The organism is Coprobacter sp. (genome assembly GCF_982436375.1).
Map to the genome: position 1 here is coordinate 1 of NZ_CEWDCG010000027.1, position 21243 is coordinate 21243.

At 39.2% G+C, this 21243-nt stretch carries 19 protein-coding genes; 9 read left to right on the plus strand and 10 right to left on the minus strand.

The annotated features are described in order from the left end of the window. Window positions 1–23: 23 nt before the first annotated feature. From AC1WHX_RS02905 to AC1WHX_RS02930, 6 genes are all read right to left on the minus strand, one after another. On the minus strand, window positions 24–773 hold the full coding sequence (locus AC1WHX_RS02905) for a nitroreductase family protein (RefSeq protein WP_122337068.1): 750 nt from the start codon (window positions 771–773) through the stop codon (window positions 24–26). 76 nt (window positions 774–849) lie between these two features. Further along, window positions 850–1245 carry a 2-amino-4-hydroxy-6-hydroxymethyldihydropteridine diphosphokinase gene (locus AC1WHX_RS02910; protein ID WP_009317367.1) on the minus strand — a complete coding sequence of 132 codons (396 nt, stop codon included), beginning with the start codon at window positions 1243–1245 and terminating at the stop codon, window positions 850–852. An 8-nt stretch (window positions 1246–1253) separates the two neighbouring features. Then, complete coding sequence (locus AC1WHX_RS02915; protein WP_122337067.1) at window positions 1254–3380, minus strand: Tex family protein; 2127 nt, start codon at window positions 3378–3380, stop codon at window positions 1254–1256. Between the two features lie 15 nt (window positions 3381–3395). Continuing rightward, window positions 3396–4775 carry an ATP-binding cassette domain-containing protein gene (locus AC1WHX_RS02920; protein ID WP_302544597.1) on the minus strand — a complete coding sequence of 460 codons (1380 nt, stop codon included), beginning with the start codon at window positions 4773–4775 and terminating at the stop codon, window positions 3396–3398. 4 nt (window positions 4776–4779) lie between these two features. Further along, entirely contained in the window at window positions 4780–5718 is a 939-nt protein-coding gene (locus AC1WHX_RS02925) for a hypothetical protein (protein ID WP_418236307.1), read from the minus strand. After that, window positions 5706–6899, minus strand: a complete 1194-nt coding sequence (locus tag AC1WHX_RS02930) for a metallophosphoesterase (protein WP_418236294.1) — start codon at window positions 6897–6899, stop codon at window positions 5706–5708. The genes AC1WHX_RS02925 and AC1WHX_RS02930 overlap by 13 nt, the downstream gene beginning before the upstream one ends. Window positions 6900–7249: 350 nt before the next feature. Here AC1WHX_RS02930 and AC1WHX_RS02935 point away from each other — a divergent pair, with 350 nt between their 5' ends. After that, a complete protein-coding gene (locus AC1WHX_RS02935) occupies window positions 7250–8932 on the plus strand; it encodes a putative transporter (RefSeq protein ID WP_022599769.1) in 1683 nt (560 codons plus the stop codon). Window positions 8933–9009: 77 nt separating this feature from the next. Here AC1WHX_RS02935 and AC1WHX_RS02940 read toward each other — a convergent pair whose 3' ends face one another. The 3 genes from AC1WHX_RS02940 to AC1WHX_RS02950 are packed head-to-tail and all read right to left on the minus strand — an operon-like array spanning window position 9010 to window position 10528. Continuing rightward, on the minus strand, window positions 9010–9468 hold the full coding sequence (locus AC1WHX_RS02940) for a hypothetical protein (RefSeq protein WP_147412091.1): 459 nt from the start codon (window positions 9466–9468) through the stop codon (window positions 9010–9012). A gap of 29 nt (window positions 9469–9497) precedes the next feature. Then, complete coding sequence (locus tag AC1WHX_RS02945) at window positions 9498–10010, minus strand: hypothetical protein (RefSeq protein ID WP_022391005.1); 513 nt, start codon at window positions 10008–10010, stop codon at window positions 9498–9500. Beyond that, window positions 10007–10528, minus strand: a complete 522-nt coding sequence (locus AC1WHX_RS02950; protein ID WP_122303416.1) for an RNA polymerase sigma factor — start codon at window positions 10526–10528, stop codon at window positions 10007–10009. The genes AC1WHX_RS02945 and AC1WHX_RS02950 overlap by 4 nt, the downstream gene beginning before the upstream one ends. A gap of 226 nt (window positions 10529–10754) precedes the next feature. Here AC1WHX_RS02950 and AC1WHX_RS02955 point away from each other — a divergent pair, with 226 nt between their 5' ends. The 8 genes from AC1WHX_RS02955 to AC1WHX_RS02990 all read left to right on the plus strand — a co-directional run bounded on the left by AC1WHX_RS02955 (window position 10755) and on the right by AC1WHX_RS02990 (window position 18580). Next, complete coding sequence (locus tag AC1WHX_RS02955) at window positions 10755–12113, plus strand: TolC family protein (protein WP_122337060.1); 1359 nt, start codon at window positions 10755–10757, stop codon at window positions 12111–12113. 41 nt (window positions 12114–12154) lie between these two features. Further along, window positions 12155–13372: an efflux RND transporter periplasmic adaptor subunit gene (locus AC1WHX_RS02960; RefSeq protein WP_122303417.1), complete on the plus strand. Its 1218-nt coding sequence runs from the start codon at window positions 12155–12157 to the stop codon at window positions 13370–13372. A gap of 37 nt (window positions 13373–13409) precedes the next feature. Continuing rightward, window positions 13410–14156, plus strand: a complete 747-nt coding sequence (locus AC1WHX_RS02965; RefSeq protein ID WP_022391001.1) for an ABC transporter ATP-binding protein — start codon at window positions 13410–13412, stop codon at window positions 14154–14156. A gap of 11 nt (window positions 14157–14167) precedes the next feature. Continuing rightward, window positions 14168–15388 (plus strand): ABC transporter permease, encoded by a 1221-nt coding sequence (locus tag AC1WHX_RS02970; RefSeq protein ID WP_022391000.1) that lies wholly within the window; start codon window positions 14168–14170, stop codon window positions 15386–15388. A 38-nt stretch (window positions 15389–15426) separates the two neighbouring features. Next, the gene (locus AC1WHX_RS02975) at window positions 15427–16503 is read left to right on the plus strand and encodes a sensor histidine kinase (RefSeq protein ID WP_122337059.1); all 1077 of its coding nucleotides are present in this window, start codon (window positions 15427–15429) and stop codon (window positions 16501–16503) included. Continuing rightward, window positions 16500–17225 (plus strand): LytR/AlgR family response regulator transcription factor, encoded by a 726-nt coding sequence (locus tag AC1WHX_RS02980; protein ID WP_122337058.1) that lies wholly within the window; start codon window positions 16500–16502, stop codon window positions 17223–17225. The genes AC1WHX_RS02975 and AC1WHX_RS02980 overlap by 4 nt, the downstream gene beginning before the upstream one ends. 56 nt (window positions 17226–17281) lie before the next feature. Beyond that, window positions 17282–17443 carry a rubredoxin gene (gene rd, locus AC1WHX_RS02985; RefSeq protein ID WP_022390997.1) on the plus strand — a complete coding sequence of 54 codons (162 nt, stop codon included), beginning with the start codon at window positions 17282–17284 and terminating at the stop codon, window positions 17441–17443. Between the two features lie 189 nt (window positions 17444–17632). Beyond that, window positions 17633–18580 (plus strand): DMT family transporter, encoded by a 948-nt coding sequence (locus AC1WHX_RS02990; protein WP_122337079.1) that lies wholly within the window; start codon window positions 17633–17635, stop codon window positions 18578–18580. On the opposite strand, the gene AC1WHX_RS02995 is transcribed toward AC1WHX_RS02990, so the two are convergent. Beyond that, window positions 18572–21243: cytochrome c biogenesis protein (locus AC1WHX_RS02995; protein ID WP_481228845.1), on the minus strand; the 2672-nt coding region annotated here is incomplete at its 5' end. The two genes, AC1WHX_RS02990 and AC1WHX_RS02995, sit on opposite strands and share 9 nt — an antisense overlap.

Sequence of the window (21243 nt, forward strand, 5' to 3'; positions counted from 1 at the left end):
ACTTATTATACAGATTCAAAAAACTATTTATATTCTAAGTTAAAACCTTGCGCTTTTAAATAACCTTCCATATCATATTTCAATGCTTCCCGATAGTAGTCAAGCATGTGAGCGCACCAATCATTATCAGTCTTCACTCCCGCTCTGCAACCGTTATATTCACAAATTAAACGATCGTAGGTTAATAATTCCTCCGTCATATCATCGGTTCGATAATGGTTTTTATGTATCAAGACCGATAAAGGCTGTTTCGGTTTCAGATCGGGAGTCTCCCGAGGATAACCGATAGAGAGTCCGCAAGCAACAAATACCCCCTTCGGAAGCTGCAAAACTTCTGCGACACGAGCCGGATCGGCTGTTCGGGCATACCCGATACAGCAGCTTCCCAGACCCAAAGATTGTGCTGCAACCACGGCATTCTGCATTGCCAGAGCCGCATCGATCAATCCGATCATTACTCCGTCCATTTTATCCTGAATACGGGGAAAATCGAGCTCCTTGGCTTTTGCCAATAGAGACACTTTATTAAAATCGACACAAAAAACCAGAAATACGGCAGACGTCTTTATTTGCTTTTGACCGATAATTTCATATAGCAGTTCTTTTTTTTCCTGATCTTCTACCGCAATAACCGAATATTGCTGACCGTTGTAACTGGTCGGTGTACTCGCTATCGCCCGATAAATCAAATCAAGCTTTTCCGGTTCTATTTTTTCCCGTTCATAACGTCGAACCGAAGTCCGTTTCAACAAGACATCTTCTATAACTTTCATTCTACCTCCTCACATTAACAAATTAAAATCTGAACATCAAACACATTGACGAAAGATATTGTTTATAAACAGGCCCTTACTTTACAAGACGGCAAGACGGGTCATTCAATTCCATCAGACCGATCTGCATATAATCCTGCATCATATCTCTCGGTTTTTTAATTTCATCGTTCCACATAGCTATATCTATATCTAAAGGAACAATTCCTACCTTTTTACCGCCCGGAGTACGTCCGGCAGCCTTTTCCATTTCCTTAAAAATACGAAATAAATCTTCAAATTCCAATTCCGTTTCCAAAACGCCTACACAATTGTGGTAATTCGGCTGAGGAATACTGCTCACCGGAACGGTTTCATAACAAGAAGAGAATTTCGCAGACGAGACTAATCCCCGAATCTCCACACAACTTTTTTTCACTAATAATTTTCCTCCGGGAACATTCGATCCCAAACAAACAATTGCCCTGTTCATCGTACTAATTATATATCTTTCATTGATAACTGCACTCTTTTCCGCTCTTTATCCACACTCATCACTTTTACCATAATCTGCTGATGTATAGATACTATCTCTGTTGGATCAGATACATATCTGTCTGCCAATTGCGAAATATGCACCAACCCGTTTTCTTTAATACCGATATCTACAAAACATCCGAAATTAGTAATATTCGTCACAATTCCCGGAAGTAGCATTCCTTCCTTGAGATCATCTATCGTTTTCACCGAAGCATCGAACTCGAACACTTTAATAGTTTGTCGAGGGTCTCTACCCGGTTTATCAAGTTCTTCTAAAATATCTTTCAATGTCGGCATCCCGACTTCTTCAGAAAGATAATTCTCCAGCACCAACCGTTTACGAAGTTCTTTATCAGCTATCAATTCTTTGACGGTACAGCCTAAATCAAATGCCATTTTTTCTACCAAAGCATAACGTTCGGGATGCACTGCCGAATTGTCCAAAGGATTTTCCGACGAAGCAATTCTCAAAAAGCCGGCAGATTGTTCAAAAGCCTTTTCTCCCATACGAGGAACTTTCAGCAATTCTTTTCGGGAGTGAAACGGTCCGTTTTCCTTACGGTAATCTATGATATTTTGCGCCAACTGAGGTCCTAATCCTGAAATATATACCAACAGATGCTTACTTGCCGTATTAATATCCACACCGACAGAATTAACACAATTCTCGACAGTCTGATCCAAAGATTTCTTAAGCTTACCCTGATCAACATCATGCTGATATTGTCCTACTCCGATAGATTTCGGATCTATTTTCACCAATTCCGCAAGCGGATCCATCAAACGCCTGCCGATAGATACAGCACCTCTTACAGTTACATCATACTCCGGAAATTCTTCTCTGGCAACTTTCGAAGCAGAATAAACAGATGCACCATTTTCACTGACGACAAATACCTGGACTTTTCTATCATAACGCAAATTGGTAATAAAATTTTCTGTTTCCCGACTTGCCGTACCATTACCGATCGCTATTGCCTGAATGTCATATACCTCTACTAAATGCGTTATTTTTCGAGCCGAACCGGAAACATCCTGACGAGGAGGATGCGGAAATATCGTCTCATTATGTAATAGATTTCCCTGAGCATCCAGACAGACAACCTTACATCCGGTACGAAATCCCGGATCGATTCCCAACATTCGTTTCTGCCCTAAAGGAGGAGCTAGCAACAGTTGTTTCAAGTTTTCAGAAAAAACCCGAATAGCCTCGTCATCGGCTTTTTCTTTAGACGATGCAGCGAACTCAGTCTCTATCGAAGGTTTCAATAAACGTTTATATCCGTCACGCACCGCATCGGATACAAACGCAGCCGCAGCCGTAGCATTCTTTATAAACTGACCTTCAAGACGATCTATACAAAGTTCATCTTCCGGTGATATAGAAACTTTTAAAAAACCTTCGGCTTCTCCTCTACGCATTGCTAATAAACGATGAGAAGAACAACGATACAACGGCTCAGACCACTCGAAATAATCTCTATATTTCGCAGCTTCTTCAACTTTCGTTTTTACTACACGAGACGATATTACAGCTTCTCTCCGGAATAATCCCCGTACGGTATTTCTTGCTCTTTCATTTTCAGAAATCCATTCGGCAATAATATCACAAGCACCTTTCAACGCATCTTCGCCATCTTTAACTTCCCCTTTTATAAAAGCTGAAGCTTTATATCCCGGATCACCGGACTGCTGAATCATCAGCCATTTAGCCAAAGGTTCTAAACCCTTCTCTCGGGCTATCTCCGCACGAGTGCGACGTCTCGGTTTGTACGGCAAATAGATGTCTTCCAACTCCGTCATATCCCAAGAAGACTCTATACGATTTTTCAATTCCGAAGACAGTTTTCCTTGTTCCTCGATCGTTGAGAGGATTGTCTGTTTCCGTTTCTCTATTTCACATAATTTGTCATATCGGTTTTTTATATCGGCAATCTGCACCTCATCTAACGCTCCGGTCATCTCTTTCCGATAGCGGCTTATAAACGGAATCGTAGCTCCGTCCTCAAGTAAGGCTATCGTATTCGAAATCTGATCGGCCTTGACGTTCAAAGCCTTTGAAATCAACTGTGGAAATATTTTATTCATTCTCAAATAATAAATTTACTGAATTCTTACAATCTTATCAGCTATTCTCGTCTCATCATCTTGATGTGTAACATACAAGATAGTCTTTCCGTACCGGACCTGCCATTTCCGCAAATAGTCCATAACTTTTTGCTTCAGATCAAAATCGAGCCCTTTAAACGGTTCATCAAGCAAATATAAAGATGCAGGGAAAAACATCATTCGCGCCAATACGACACGTTGACATTCTCCCCCACTCAACGTTTCAGGAAAACGATCTATGCAATTTCGCATATCCAGTTGTTCCAAAATCTCGGTTATTTCTTTACGAACCGTCTCCTTCCGCATACAAGAGGCACGGGAAAGTGCAATATTTTCACATACTGTCAGATGGGGCAAAAGTCTATATTCTTGAAAAAGGAAAGCCACTTTGCAATCTTTTTTTAAAGGAACATCTCCCGCTTCGGCATGATCCAGTCCCGACAACAGACGCAACAAAGTCGTTTTCCCATATCCGGAAGAAGCCATCAAACAAGTAATTTTCCCCCTCGAAACAGACAACCGTAATTCCGATAATAAGATTTTATGTCCGTATCTCTTTCGAATCCCCTCTATATTAAGAATATCGGGAAAATTCTCCATTATTTTTTCCGCATAATCCTTTGAGGCGAAAGAAACCGGGAAATTATATTTTTCAGCCCTTTTCAATAACAATTCAAAACCGTATGATATGACTACGGCAATTAACGTCCATGCCAGCAAACGGGGAACTTCTATAAAGCCGTGAGCTTCACGAATCATAACACCGATACCCGTAACGGGTTGGGCCAAAGCTTCTCCCATAATAATAGCTTTCCATCCTAATCCTGCCGTAGAGATCAATCCGCTGAAAAGATAAGGCGATACTGCCGGATAAATAATATGTTTTATCTTTTGCTTTACCGAAAAAGCATACATATAGGACATTTCCAGCAAGGAGTGATCGATATTCCGAAAACCGGCTATTAAATTCTCGGTCAATACCGGAACTATAGTTATCAACGCCATTACCAAAGGAATGTATTCCGGAGAAAACCAAATCAAAAATAAAAACAAAAATGAAATAATCGGAACGGAACGAAGTAAGGTCAAAAAAGGATGGATATAGGTGCGAAACGCATCCGATCGGGAAGCGCGCCATGCCAATATCGCAGCCAGACAAAGGGAAAGCAACATCCCGCATATTCCTCGCAACAAAGTTGATGATACGGCAGACAAAAAAGAGGCTTCCGAAAACAAATAAAATACTGCTGTAATAAGCTGAAAAGCCGAGGGAAAAATATCTTTATTCCCGATATATAGCGAAAAAAACTGCCAACATAGCAATACGGTAAACCATGAAGCGGCAATAAGAATATATTTTTTTCGCTTTTTCATAAAATCATATCGAATTATCAGATATATAGAATCTATCATCCGGGAACTTGCCTCCTATGGATTTCGGATAATACTTGAAAATAACCTGCAACAAACTATCTACTGAATTTCTGACCGAAGATCGTGACCTGTATTCGATGCGACAACGGTCATATACTGTTGCCAAATCAATTTTACCGGGTAATATTTTATAGCGTATCAGCCGACTTTCTGTTTCCGGATTTTCAGGTGTACTCTTCCTCACTGAAACCGACAATAAAGAATCGACAGAATTTAATAAATGTATGTCTTGCTTTATTTCCGAGCTAACGACTACTGCCGTTTGAGCAAAACCAACCGGACTGAATTCTTTTGCCAAATCACAACAAACAAATAATGATGAATCTTTTTGTAATGCCAAAGATACAAATGGTTCCGGCAATATAGCATCCGATATCTGACGACTCATCAAGGCTCTAAACAGATCTTGAGGTGTAGAATAGGTATAATCGGGATAGACATCCTGTAAAGCAGAAACACTTTGTAAATATTTCAGCAATACGTCAGAAGTTGTACCTTGTCCAAATAAAAATATGGGAAACGGCGATTTATCGGTCCTACTTCCGGACGAGATCCAAAACAAATTTCCCCAAACCGGACAAGCCAAAAGAGAATAACCCGTATTTTTATTATACAAATTTACAGCAGAAGAAAGCGGCAAGACCGCCACATCTACTTTTTTTTGTATCATTAACGCCTGTACTTTCATCGGATTATCATACAAAACAATTTCGAACCGCTTTCCCTGAATACAATAAACAGAGTCTAACAAATTTGAAAATGCTATTGCCGAAGGCCCTTTCAACAGTGCCATACGAATTACAGGCGAATCGGACGGTGCTTTTCCACAAGAAAAACCTGTTATTAAAAAGAAAACGCAAATTATAACTTTTACGATATACATTTAAGTCGAATTACTGTTATCTCAGGCGTTGCTCCTACCCGCATCGGCATAAACACACAACCTATACCTTCGTTTACATATAAATACTGATTCCCCTCCCTATAAAGTCCGCTCCAACGAGGATAACGTATCTCTGCCGGAGAGTAACGCCAATCTCCCAACTGTAACTTAATTTGCATAGCATGAGTATGTCCCGAAAAAGACAAATCTATATTTGTACCCGATATAACTTCTTCATCCCAATGCATCGGGTTATGGGTTAATAAAATCTTAAAACAGTCATCATTCAAATCCGGATAAGCAGCCCTCAAATTTCCGTATTTCGGGAAAGGAGGTTCTCCCCAATTTTCAACTCCGATCAGGGCTACAGAATCATTACCGCTATACAAATACACCGACTCATTATTCAGCATTCGCCACCCCATCTCTTTTTCTTTTATTCTGAGGAGTTTCCGATCTTCTAATTTTTCCGATACATTTTTCCATGGTACATAATCCCCGTAATCATGGTTACCAAGAATCGAATATACTCCGTTCTTTGCTTTCAAACCGGAAAGCACATGCAAAAACGGTTCTAATTCGGCACTGCGCAACGTGACCAAATCGCCGGTAAAAACAATCAAATCGGGCTCTAATTTATTAACTTGCCGTACCATCTCGGATATGAATATTGTATCTGATCCAAAACTTTCTAAATGAATATCGGAAATTTGTACGATTTTATAATCATTAAATCCTTCCGGTAATCGGGATGACTCTACAGAAAGCTCTCGAATAACCAAACGCTCCCGATTGATAAACGCCCCATAAGCCATAGATCCGAAAACAAACAAAGCTCCTACAATTCCTGCATAATGGAATACACGGAGCATCTTTTTCCTAAACAGGCAAGCCACATAATCCCATACAGAAAGTAAAAAATAAGTAATCTTAGGAGCATAAACCAAAAAGTAGATAAACATAAACCATATGAATACCATACGGTTATCGACATCTTGATGGTTCTTCATAAGAGCATAAGCAAACAAAAACGCAGCCAACAACAAACAATTAATTCCCCAATAAGATATACACAGCCACACATACCGGCAGGTTTTCCGTATAATCCGGAAATAGATATAAAAGTCTATTGCAAAATTAATGCAAACTAATGCAAAGAAAGCTATCAGTTGTAATCTCATATTTTGAATAACACGTTAGCATATCGCCTTACAAAAATACAAATAATTCCGAATCTAAAAGATGTTATTCCGAAACTCCGACAATACATTAATTTTCTTTAGAATATCCTCTTGACACTGTTCTAAACCGAAAACAAATTTAATGATAATAAATCGTTTATTTTTTGTCGCATTGATTAAATATCCTTACCTTTGCAGCCTCTTAAGTAACAGATTATTTTATTTTTAGAGAAAAAGCTATTTTTCCGTTTCATAAAGATGAAAAACAGACAAACAATTAAGATACGAAGCAATATTAAAAAACAATTTTTGAACTTTTACATATTTAATTTATACACTTTATATTAATCATGACTTGGATTGAAAATCTGCTATTTACTCCTTCATCGGTTGCACATACGGTATTATTATATGCCTTTGTGATCGCTGCAGGGGTATATTTAGGGAAAATGAAAATCTTCGGCATATCCTTAGGAGTGACATTTGTGCTTTTTGTGGGGTTATTGGCCGGACATTTCGGATTTGTAGGAGAAGCCAATATCATGCACTTTATGCAAGAATTCGGGCTTATCCTTTTTGTTTATTCTATCGGGTTACAGGTAGGCCCGGGATTCTTTTCTTCCTTTAAAAAAGGAGGAATGACCCTGAACTTACTTGCAACGGGAATCGTATTGCTCAACGTCGCCGTAGCTTGTACCATCTATTTTTTAGCCAACGGTAGAGTCGAAATGCCTATAATGGTCGGTATTTTATCCGGAGCTGTAACAAATACTCCGGGATTAGGTGCAGCACAGCAAACTTTAGCCCAATTGCATTTCGACGGGAAACTCGACGTAGTGCCCGAAATTGCTTCCGGTTATGCAGCAGCTTATCCTTTAGGAGTTTTAGGTATTATCCTCTCAATGCTTATTATACGAGCTATATTTAAAGTAAAATTGGATAAAGAAAGCCGTCAAATAGAAGAAGAAACTGCAGCCAGTGTACTCAAGCCGCATCTTGTTACCTATAAAGTAGAAAACCAACTGATTTTCGGGAAACCTTTGGATGAACTAATGAAACTCATCGACCGCAACTTTGTCATTTCTCGAATAAAAAAGAGTAATAATGAAGTTATCATTCCCCAGTCTTCTACCATTATAGAGCAAGGCGACTTACTGCTGATTGTTCTGTCGATTCAAGACGAAGATGCGTTAAAAGCTTTTATCGGCAGCACGGTAGAGATGGATTGGGAAGCCATCCATGCTCCTGTGGTATCGCGCCGCATTCTTGTAACAAAATCGGAGTTTAACGGAAGAACGATAGGATCTCTTCGGCTACCGATGGGATACCGATTAAATGCCACCCGCGTCAATCGTGCAGGTGTCGATCTGCTTGCCAACCCGAACCTGACTTTGCAAATGGGAGACCGTCTGACTGTTGTAGGAAAACTGGAGGATATAAACCGTCTGGCAGAAAGACTCGGAAACTCGATGAAACGTCTTAACGAACCAAATATGATTACCCTTTTTGTCGGGATATTCTTAGGTATTATTTTAGGAAGTATTCCATTGGCGATTCCGGGAATGTCGTCATCCATGAAATTGGGATTGGCAGGAGGACCTTTAGTAGTTGCCATATTAATAGGACGTTTCGGATACAAAATGAAATTGGTAACTTATACTTCCACCAGTGCCAGTTTAATGCTTCGGGAAATAGGGATTTGCTTATTCTTGGCAAGTGTCGGAATTACGGCAGGAGGCACATTTGCAGAAACCGTATTCAGCGGAGACGGATTACTTTGGGTATTATGGGGATTCCTGATAACGATTATACCGCTTTTGATTATAGGTTCTATCGCTCGAGGTTATTATAAAATTAACTATTTTACACTTATCGGGTTAATCGCAGGGAGCAATACCGATCCGCCAGCATTGGCTTATGCCAATAAAACCACTTCGACAGATGCTCCCGCAGTCGCTTATTCAACAGTATATCCTCTAACGATGTTCTTGCGGGTACTTACCGCCCAACTATTGATTTTATTGTTTTGCTAAATAAAAAATGAAGCCCGGAAAATTCCGGGCTTCATTTTTAGTCACACCACTTTTCATTTCTAAAACTTAGCAATGATTCATCTTTTCGGTTTGCCTGTCCGACGTAAATATTCCATTCTTATTTTTCTTTTAATATCCGAATCGGATTGATACAATTTTATAACTTGTTGAGGAGACAAAATTTCCAATAAATTGTCCATATACTGCTTGTTTAAGGCATACAATTTACGCTCCCTGTCAAGATATTCCCGAAGTACCGTCTTAGCTTGTTCGTCAGACAACGTATCGGCATTCATTCGATTAAACAATTTATGATTCTGCATATTCAAACGGGCAACCTTTTTTTGATACTGCTTATATACAGGACGAAGTTGCGATATCTGCATTTCTGTAAGACTCAAACGTTCCTGTATTTCCGATAAAGAAACTTCAACCATTCTCTCTTGCAACTCTTTTTGTTTTTCATGAACAGGAAGTCTCTGTGCCCATAACATGACCGGCATACACATAAACAATAACATTAATATTCTATTCATAACTATCATATTTAATCTCAACTAATAAATTAATTATACCATTGATCGACAATCGTCCCACCTGTAATCTCCGTAAGGAACATCAAATCTTCATCGCTTAATTCATCGATCAACTCATCCATCGGCATATCCTTTCCTGTTTGCGAATATTTAAAATCTTCCGCTAAGGTTTCTTCCCACAACGCAATCTCCAAGCTCGAGTCTCTTTGAAAAGCATCATTAAAAATACTCCCGGCATTCTGGTCTGAAACAGAATAAAATTCTCTCAACGAATCACCAGCAGAAACTTCTGCCATCTTTAATCGATCCTGAACTTCTTTCTTATGTCCGACTCCTATGTAAACCAACAATAATAAAATTGCAGCAACACTCCCCAACATGTAGAAGAAATAGTTCCTGCGAACACCTAACTTTCGAGAAATTTTTTCTTGTCTGCAAGTCTCGTCGAGGACATTACGAGTAACTCTCTGTAAAGCCTCTTCATCTACCCGATAAGGTAAACGCTTACCAACCCGATCAAAATCAAAATCTTTATCTTTCATATCTGACTATTTACCATATATTTTTTTACTTTTTCCACAGCGTAATGGTAGCCGGTTTTCAATGTTGCCACCGATTGTCCTGTAATACGACTTATCTCTTCATAGCTCAGTTCATCATAATATCTCAAATTAAAAACAATCCGTTGTTTTTCAGGCAAACGCAAAATCGCCTCTTGAAATCTCAATAACAATTCATCTGCATCTGTATTATTTTCGGCATAAAGCGTTCGTATCAGCATATCACTGACCTCTTCATACGGTGTAAAAGATAACTTCTTACGGCGTAAAAATTGCAAACTTTCATTTGTCGCAATCCGATAGAGCCAGGTAAATAAACGACTTTCACCTCTAAATTCATCTAAAGACCGGTATGCCTTTATCAATGATTCCTGCAAAATATCCTCCGCATCCTCATTCGATACGACCAAACGCCGTATGTGCCAATACAGAGATTCACGATACATCAAGACCAGTTGTTCAAACCCTGCATTACACATTTTCGGGTCACGCAACTTCATTATTATATCCTGCTCTGTATCTCCAACCATAAAACAAAATCTAAATTTTTAATTAATTCTATCTATTGGATGCCTATTTATCGATAAAGTTAAACCTATTTACTTCAATTTTTTGCTTTATCTGTAAAAAAAGAAGATTTGTCGGTGAAAAGCTACCCTTTCTATATTTCGATTGGCTGAGAAAAGAGCCATATTTAACTTTGTATAAACACAAAAAGAAAGACTTATGAATTATTATCGTATCGGAATTTTCGTGTTTTGTTTCTGTACAGGAGGATTACGGTTATTATCTGCTCAAGAAAAACCTCAAGAGTGGACTTTAAAAAACTGTATAGACTATGCACTGACACAAAACATTCAACTCAAAAAAAGTAAAATCGCATTAGAAAGCAGCCAGGTAGACAGCAAATCTGCCCGAGCCAAATTGTTCCCGTCTCTTTCATTCGGGTCAACTCAACAGTATATAAATACACCTTTTCCCGAAGGTAACAGTTTAGATAATTACGTAGTTACCGGAAGTAAAGGCAGTAGCAAAAACTCATACACCGGAAACTATTCTCTTCGATCATCGATGACCTTGTATAATGGAGGAAAATTGCGAAATAACATCAAGTCTTCCAAACTACAAGAACAAGTACAACAATATTCGGTAGAAGCGGAAATCGATAATATCGAAACTTCTATTACCGAAAGTTTTTTACAAATACTATATGCACAAGAGTCTGTAAAAATCAATGAAGAAACCGTAGCTCTTTCAAAACTACAATGCGAGCGAGGAAAAGCGCTGTTGGAAGCCGGTTCTATTTCTCAAAGCGACTATGCCCAATTAGAATCACAATACAGCTCGGATAAATACCAACTCGTACTTTCACAAACGACTCTGGAAAGCAACATACAGACGTTAAAACAACTTCTGGAAATGGATATGACAGAAACTCTGAGTATTTCTACTCCGATTCTCGAAGCACATGACGTCCTGACACCATTACCCGGAAAAGAGGAAGTTTACCAATCGGCTTTAAATTTTATTCCCAGCATACAAAGCGGAAAACTCGGAATAGATATTGCCAAACTGGAACACAAAAATGCCAAAGCCGGATACTATCCCACTTTAGATTTGTCAGCAAGTGTCGGTACGGGCCATATTTCTGGCAGTGATTCTAATTTCGGACAACAAATGAAAAATAAATTGAACGAAAGTATCGGACTCACTCTAAGCATACCGATCTTCAGTAACAGAGAAAATAAATCGGCGGTAGAAAAAGCTAAATTACAAATTTCTGAAGCTGAATTGGAATACCTTAACGCTCAAAAAGAACTTCAAAAAACAATAGAAGATATTTATCTGGACGCAACTTCATCTCAAGCTCAATATGCAGCCGCCATAGAACAAGTAAAAGCATCAAAAACCAGTTACAATCTGGCACAAGAACAATTCAATTTAGGAATGAAGAATACGGTAGAATTGCTCACTGAAAAAAATAATTTTCTTTCAGCACAGCAAGAAATGTTACAAGCCAAATATATGGCTATTCTAAATGCTCAGTTATTAAGATTCTACCAAGGCAAAGAAATAACTCTTTAAATAAAAACGAATAAAAAATTAAATAGACATATACAATGAAAATAACAAAAAAGAAAACCGTCCTTATTGTCATAATCATAGCGATCATAGGAATAGTTATATGGATGTTAAGTAACCCATCCAAAAAGAACGAAATAGCATTCGATACGGCAATTGTAACAAAACGAGACATATCGAACTCGGTAACAGCAACGGGAAGTATAGAGCCCGTTACCAAGGTAGAAGTCGGTACTCAAGTATCCGGAATCATCGATAAGTTATATGCAGATTATAACTCAACAGTAACCAAAGGACAACTAATCGCCGAAATGGACAAAGTTACTTTGCAAAGCGAACTCGACTCTAAACAAGCGGCTTATGACGGAAGTAAAGCTGAATATGAATATCAACAGAAGAAATATGCCCGTAGCAAAACTTTATATGACAAGAATCTGATCAGTGATACCGAATATGAAGAGGCTGTCTATAACTATGAAAAAGCAAAAAGTACTTATCAAAGTCAAAAAGCAGAGCTGGCAAAAGCAAAACGGAATCTTGCCTATGCAACCATCACATCACCTATCGACGGTGTCGTAATAAGCCGTGATGTTGAAGAAGGTCAAACCGTAGCCGCCGGATTCGAAACTCCTACCCTCTTCACGATCGCTGCAGACCTGACCCAAATGCAAGTAGTTGCAGATGTCGATGAGGCAGATATAGGCGGTGTTGAAGAAGGTCAACGAGTAAGTTTTACCGTAGATGCATATCCCAATGATACATTCGAAGGAAAAGTTATGCAAATACGTTTGGGAGATGAGAGCAGTTCAAACAGTAGCAGCACCTCTTCTACATCGACCGTCGTTACTTATGAAGTAGTTATTTCAGCCCAAAATCCGGAATACAAACTAAAACCTAGATTAACAGCAAACGTAACAATCTATATCCTTGATAAAAAAGATGTACTCAGTGTCCCGGCAAAAGCGCTTCGATTTACTCCGGAAGCTCCGTTGATCAATCCAGACAATAAAATCATCGATTGTAAGGCAGAACATAAAATATGGACACTCGAAGGAAACACCTTTACCGCCCACCCTGTAAAGATCGGTATTACGAATGACATATACACAGAGATTCTCGACGGCGTTACGGAAGGAATGGAAATCGTTACAGAAGCAACGATAGGACAACAAGCCAATCCTGAAATTTTTATAGGGGAATCTAAAGAACAAAATCCATTCATGCCTGGCCCTCCGGGAAGAAATAAAAAAGATAAAAAATAATTCACCGACAATAAAAAGGAACGGATAACTATTTATTATGAAAAAAGTAATCGAATTACAAAATATAAGAAGAAATTTCCAAGTCGGAGATGAAATCGTCCACGCTCTTCGGGGTATATCGTTTACGATTTATGAAGGTGAATTCGTAACGATTATGGGAACATCCGGATCTGGTAAATCAACACTACTCAATACATTAGGTTGTCTCGATACTCCAACAAGCGGTGAATATTTTCTGGATGGCATATCCGTGCGCACGATGAGCAAATCGGCACGTGCAATATTAAGAAACAGAAAAATCGGCTTCGTATTCCAGAATTACAATCTTTTACCCAAAACAACAGCCGTAGAGAATGTAGAGCTCCCGCTGATGTATAATCCTGACATCAATAGTGCAGAAAGAAAAAAAAGAGCGATAAAAGCTTTACAAGATGTTGGATTGGGAAACCGCCTGGAACACAAATCAAACCAAATGTCCGGAGGCCAAATGCAACGTGTGGCTATCGCACGTGCATTGGTAAATAATCCGGCCGTAATTCTTGCCGATGAAGCAACCGGAAACCTTGATTCGAGAACATCTTTCGAGATTCTCGTACTCTTCCAGCAATTGCATGCCGAAGGGCGTACGATTATTTTCGTTACTCACAATCCGGATTTAATACAATACAGTAGCCGGAATATCCGATTACGGGACGGTAAAGTCATAGAAGACTCTATAAATAAAAATATCATGTCGGCAGCAGAAGCGTTAGCGGCTATGCCTAAACCCGAAGATGACGAATAAAACGTAAAACAATGAACGTAACCAATCTATTAAAAATAGCCTTGCGTGCGCTTGCAAACAACAAACTGCGGGCTTTCCTTACCATGTTGGGAATCATTATCGGTGTTGCATCGGTTATCACGATGCTCGCCATAGGACAAGGATCAAAAAAAAGTATTCAAACTCAGATCGCAGAAATGGGGTCTAACATGATCATGATACATCCCGGTGCAGAAATGCGGGGCGGTGTACGTCAAGATCCTTCAGCCATGCAGACTCTGAAACTGGATGACTTCAAATCTTTACAAGATGAAACAAATTTTTTGTCGGCTGTCAGTCCGAACGTATCATCTTCCGGTCAATTGATAAACGGAGCAAACAATTATCCATCATCCGTAACCGGAGTCAGCCCCGAATATCTCGAAATACGGCAACTCTCCATAGAAAACGGAACGATGTTCACAAACGCTGACATACAAAGCTCCGCCAAAGTCTGCGTGATCGGAAAAACAATAGTCGATAACCTCTTCCCCGACGGAAGCGATCCTATCGGGAAAGTAATCCGTTTTAACAAAATCCCGTTCAAAGTAGTCGGTGTTCTAAAATCTAAAGGGTATAACAGTATGGGGATGGACCAAGACGATGTCGTACTTGCCCCTTATACGACTGTCATGAAAAGATTACTCGCAGTTACTTATCTGCAAGGAATCTTTGCTTCTGCCCTCACAGAAGACATGACTGATAATGCAACAGAGGAAATTACTGCGATTTTAAGAAAAAATCATAAACTGAAAGAATCCGATGACGACGACTTTACTATCCGGTCTCAACAGGAATTGAGTACAATGCTGAATACTACGACCGATTTGATGACGACACTTCTTGCATGTATCGCCGGAATATCTTTAGTTGTAGGCGGTATAGGAATTATGAACATCATGTATGTATCGGTCACCGAACGTACACGTGAAATAGGTTTGCGTATGAGTGTCGGAGCAAGGGGCATCGATATCCTAAGCCAGTTTTTGATCGAAGCTATCCTAATCAGTATTACAGGAGGTATTATCGGAATATTGATCGGTATCGGAGCATCTTTTGCCGTAAAAAATATTGCACACTGGCCTATATACATACAAAGCTGGAGTGTACTGCTCTCTTTTGCCGTATGTACTATAACCGGAGTATTTTTCGGATGGTATCCGGCGCAAAAAGCATCTAACCTCGATCCGATAGATGCTATACGATACGAATAAAATCAAATAATTTCTTATATTTGTAATATAATCATAAAATGATGCCGGACACACCTAAAAAAAAATCTTTGCAATTAATCATACACCTTCTCGGATGGGGTATCGTATTCGGGATTCCTTTATTTTTTTTCGAAAGGAACTCGACCGCCGATTACATAGATCGTTATCTGCGATTTATCTCCGCACCGGTATCATTGATGATCATTTTTTATTTCAACTATTGCTATCTGATCGATAAATTTTTATTCAGAAAACAAACACGGGAATATCTGCTTTCAAATATCGTACTCATTGCATTCGTAACCTTATGCCTGCACTTCTGGCACGAACTGCATATTCCGGGAGCAATGCCTCCAAATCCTCCTAAACACTTTCAGGTAAGAAAATTTGACGGTATATTATTTTTCCTTACTCGGGACATAATTCCGTTAATTTTAGCAACCGGAATGAGTGTCGCCATAAAAATGACCAACCGCTGGATACAATCCGAAAATGAAATCAGAGAACTCGAAAAAAGCCGTACTGAAGCAGAATTAAAAAATTTAAGGAATCAGCTCAATCCTCATTTCTTATTTAATACCCTGAATAATATTTATTCTCTGATCGCTTTATCTCCGGAAAAAGCGCAACAGGCGATTATGGATTTGAGTAAATTACTCCGTTACGTATTATATGACAACAGCCCCGAATTCGTACCGCTCCAAAAAGAAATGGAATTTGTGCGTAATTACGTAGAATTGATGCGTTTGAGACTGACCGACAATACTGAAATAAAAATTTCTTTGCCCCAATCGGCAAGTTCGGGAACGTTGATCGCACCTCTTTTGTTTATCTCTCTGATCGAGAATGCTTTCAAACACGGAGTCAGCAACTCCCAACCATCTTTCATACATATCGACATAAGCGAATACAGCGACCAACGCATCGTCTGTACGATCGAGAACAGTTACTTTCCCAAAAACGAAACTGATAAAAGCGGTTCGGGAATAGGACTCGACAATTTGCGTAAAAGATTGGAACTACTCTATACGGGACGTTATCTTCTGAATATTGAACAGACAGATGACAAATATATTTCTGCATTGATATTATTCACCCATACTGAAGAAGAATGATACTGAACTGTTACATAATCGATGACGAACCTCTGGCTATACGACTATTAGAATCGTATGTCGATAAGACTCCATTTTTACGCCTGCAAGGTTCTTGTACTAATGCTGTTACCGCATTGGCCGATCTATCGGAAAGACCGGTTGACTTACTTTTTCTGGATATACAAATGCCTGAATTGAACGGTCTCGAATTTTCAAAAATCATCGGGGACAGATGCCGGATTATTTTCACCACAGCTTTCGAACAATATGCCGTAGACAGTTATCGGGTAAATGCTCTGGATTACCTTTTAAAACCTATTGCTTACCCTGATTTTCTGAATGCTTGTGAGAAAGCTTGCCAATGGTATGAACTTACGGATAACACCGCTCGGAAAAAAGAAGAATTAAAATCAATATTCATTAAAACAGACTATAAGCTGGTACAAATAGAATTAGATAAAATTTTATACGTGGAAGGCCTCAAGGACTATGTAAAAATCTATGTCGAGAACGAACCTCACCCTATTCTCTCTTTAATGAGTTTAAAATCGCTGAAAGATGTTCTCCCTTCAGATCGTTTCATCCGTGTACATCGATCTTTTATCGTACAAACAGACAAAATCAAGATTATCGAACGAAATCGGATCGTTTTCGGGAAACAATACATTCCGATTTCCGATTCATACAAAAGTAATTTTCAGGCAATGATCAACCAACGATCAATAACCGGAAAATCCTAACAACTTTTCAAGGCTTTACTTGTTTATTATACTAACCATAACAAAAATCAAAAAGTATGAAGTACAGATGTGTCGTATGCGATTGGATCTATGATCCGGAATTAGGTGACCCGGATGGCGGAATAGAACCCGGAACTTCCTTCGAAGAATTACCCGATGATTGGGTATGCCCGGTCTGCGGTGTCGGAAAAGAAGATTTTGAACCCGTAGAAGAATAGAATCAACAAATATAATGGCCTCCGGAACAATCCTGAGGTCATTATATTTTTAGAACTTACCTAAATTTTCTGATAAAAAATGCAGGCTCGACTCGGTATTTTAATTCATTCTCAAATGTTAAGAAATAACAAAAACCGACTATTTATCAAAGACAAAATCTACTTTTGCACGATCAAAAAAATATGGATATGTCAGCAAGTAAATATAAAGGACATATAGCAATACTCACGGCTAATATCATCTGGGGACTCAATTCTCCTATTTCCAAAACAGTTTTGAATAGTGGAGATATCTCACCTTTTGCTCTCACAACATTTCGTATGGTAGGAGCTGCGGCGGCATTCTGGTTGGTCTCCCTCTTCACGAAAAGAGAAAATGTTCCTCCTAAAGATCTGGCCATGTTATTTTTTGCCGCCTTATGCGGAATCGTATTTAATCAGGGAATATTCATTTTCGGACTTTCTATGACCTCTCCCATCGATGCCTCCATCGTATCGACAACAGCTCCGATTATTACTATGATCATTGCTGCTTTCTATTTGAAAGAACCTATTACCAACAAAAAAGTATCCGGTATATTTTTGGGTGCCGTTGGAGCACTTATGCTAATAATCAGCGGACAAAGTACAAACGTATCTTCAGGAGAAAACAAAATAGCAGGCGATCTGCTCTGTCTGTTTGCACAAGCCTCTGTCGCCACCTATTTCGTTATTTTCAAAGACCTTATCAGTCGTTACTCACCGATAACCTTGATGAAATGGATGTTTATGTACGCCAGTATGTGTTATATACCGTTCTCTTACCATGATATTGCAACAATACAGTATGAGGAACTACCCGTTTCTCTTTATTCTGAAATCGCATTTGTCGTCTTGGCAGCAACATTTTTATCGTACATGTTTATTCCCATTGCTCAAAAGACTCTACGACCTACCGTCATCAGCATGTATAATTACGTTCAACCTATCGTAGCTTCACTAATTGCCATAATAGTAGGCCTGGATACATTTACTCTCGTTAAAGCCATCGCCATCACATTAGTATTTGTCGGCGTATATGTCGTAACCCAGAGTAAATCGAAAGCTCAGATGGATGCAGAGAAAATACAGAAAGAAAAAGAAAGAGAATCAATTTGATAAAGAATCCGCTATTCTCTTTCTCGCAGCAATAACGGCTAAAACCGTTATTACCAGATAAACCAGTCCGATAATATCCACGGCCGGCGGAACATCGCCGCTTCCGTATGCATGCAATCCGGTAAGATAATAATTGACTCCGAAATAGGTCATCAATACCGCCAATAACCCATAAACAGACATCACGCTGAATGCATAATCGCTACGCAATTTCGGCACAAAACGAGCATGAATAATCATTGCATACACGACAAGTGTTATTAAAGCCCATGTCTCCTTGGGATCCCAGCCCCAATAACGCCCCCACGATTCGTTTGCCCAAACCGCTCCCAAAAACGTACCTGCAACAAGCAAACAAACACCGATATGCAATGACATTTCGTTAATAATACGCAGTTTTCTTATTTCTGCCGACTTATTATTCCGCACAATAAAAAACATCGTCAGCACCCCGATCAGAAAACTCATGCCGAAAAAACCGTAACTTGCCGTAATCACAGCCACATGAATCATGAGCCAATAGGATTTTAAGACAGGAACTAACGGAGTAATTTCCGGGTCCATCCAATTCAGATCGGCAACAAAAAGGATAACCCCCGCAAAAAAAGCGGCAAGCGCCAAAACCAAACTCGAACGACGAGCAAACAGCAAACCGGCCAAAAGTGTAGCCCAACCGATATAAATCATAGACTCATAAGCATTAGACCAAGGAGCTTGTCCCGAGATATACCAACGCAATCCGATTCCGCATGTCTGCAAAAAGAAAAATGAAATAATCGTACCGATGCAAAAACGAACAGTCCATTTACACCAACGAGAAGGCTTAGACTGAAAATATAATATAGCCGTCAACAACAAAATTCCGGATAACACATAACCTACAGCCGAAACGAAAAACAGATTCGCTTTATTATAGAACAATTCGGCTTTCAGTCGTTTTTGTGTCATTATCTGTACTTGACTCCGGGCTTGCTGATAGACATCTATCATTCCGACAATATCGGACGGGGTTTCCCAATTACCGGTTGCATAAGAGCGAATCGATTCGTCACTATACCACAACATAATTTTAGACACAAACAAAGAATCTTTCCCAGAAAAAGCGGAAAGATCATCTCCTGCAGAAACCCATTTACCGTTTTTATCACCCGGGCACGGAAACAAGGCAAACATTTTCCCCTGTTGCAAGCCATACAATATATTTACTTTTTCATCCAACTTCAAAATATCTTTTTCAAGCCGAGAGCGAGACGATACCGGCTTCATATATATATTCTCTACAAATTTTGCAAGCTTATATGTACCATCATTTTCAAACAAATCATTAAAAGCGATCTCCCTTCCTGTCGTCCCAAGCAACTTGTGCAATTCCGAATTCGTCTGACGAATAACAGGTACACTATTCCAATAAACAGCATCGAAAATAAAACCTAACACGACCTGCTCGGAAGTCAATCCGTGAAATGAATTTTTACGATATATTTTTCTCAATAATGAGGCAGTATAAGTATCGACAGGCTCTATACGTCCCGACGGATTCTGTATTTGCAACTGCCCCCACCGATCGGCAAGAGATATGGGAAGTGCACTCTTCTGCAAATCTCTTATCGTAATCTCCTGTGCAGATACAGAAACAGAGAAAAACAACAAAAAAGACAAACCAATTGTTTTTCTATTTCCGGTAAGGACAGTCAATTTCCTGTTCAGAATTCTGAAACGAGAATCCTTATGTGCAAAAATCGAAATCATACCCAATAACAACATAGCATACCCGATATATGTTACAGATGTACCGAACGTATCATTATTTACCGAAAGAACAGTTCCCTGTTCATCGGTATCATAAGATGATTGATACAAACGATAGTTCTGTTCATATACAACTCTATTCATGTATATCTTTTCTTCCCGAACCGTACCTCCTGAAATAAGGATCAAATCACTCTCAAAAGAAGAAGGACTATGTGAACCCGGATAGCGAATCAATCTGAAATCCTGAAGACGAATCGTAAACGGTAACGTCTTGAAAACAGAACCATAAGCAATGGATATGTCGACATTTCCGACTTTTACATTCTCCGGCTCGCCGACCTGATAATCTTTCCCCGACAAAAAGACCGTACGTTCATCATTTCCGACTCTCAAAGACATTTCCAATAAATGATCGCCATTTGGCAACGATGAATATTTTACTTTATCAAGTCTGATACGGATTTTCTTATCTTCCAAACTGATTATTTCAGAAAAAGGCTGCGTAAACAATGAGTTGATCTCTACCGGAAATTCAAAATTTACAGAATGCCCTTTACTCTCGGCTACACCGGAAATGTAACACTGGTGTGTTAACATCCGGGACGTTTGTTCTCCCTCCCGAATATGTATAATCCCTTCATATCCCCAAATGCGGGTGATCAACGCTCCGGCTAACACGACAGCAAAAGCCCAATGAAATATAATAACCCCATATTTCCGATGCCTCCATAAATGTACTTTCAATGAAATCCCGACAAAATTTATGATTAAAAGCAGTTGTAAGAGATAGAACAGGACATTGTTATACACAACCGCACAAGCTGCCGAAGATCCGTAACGACTTTCGATAAATGTCGCAGCAGCCAATAATACGGCATATAACGCCAATAATATCAGCATCAATTTATAAG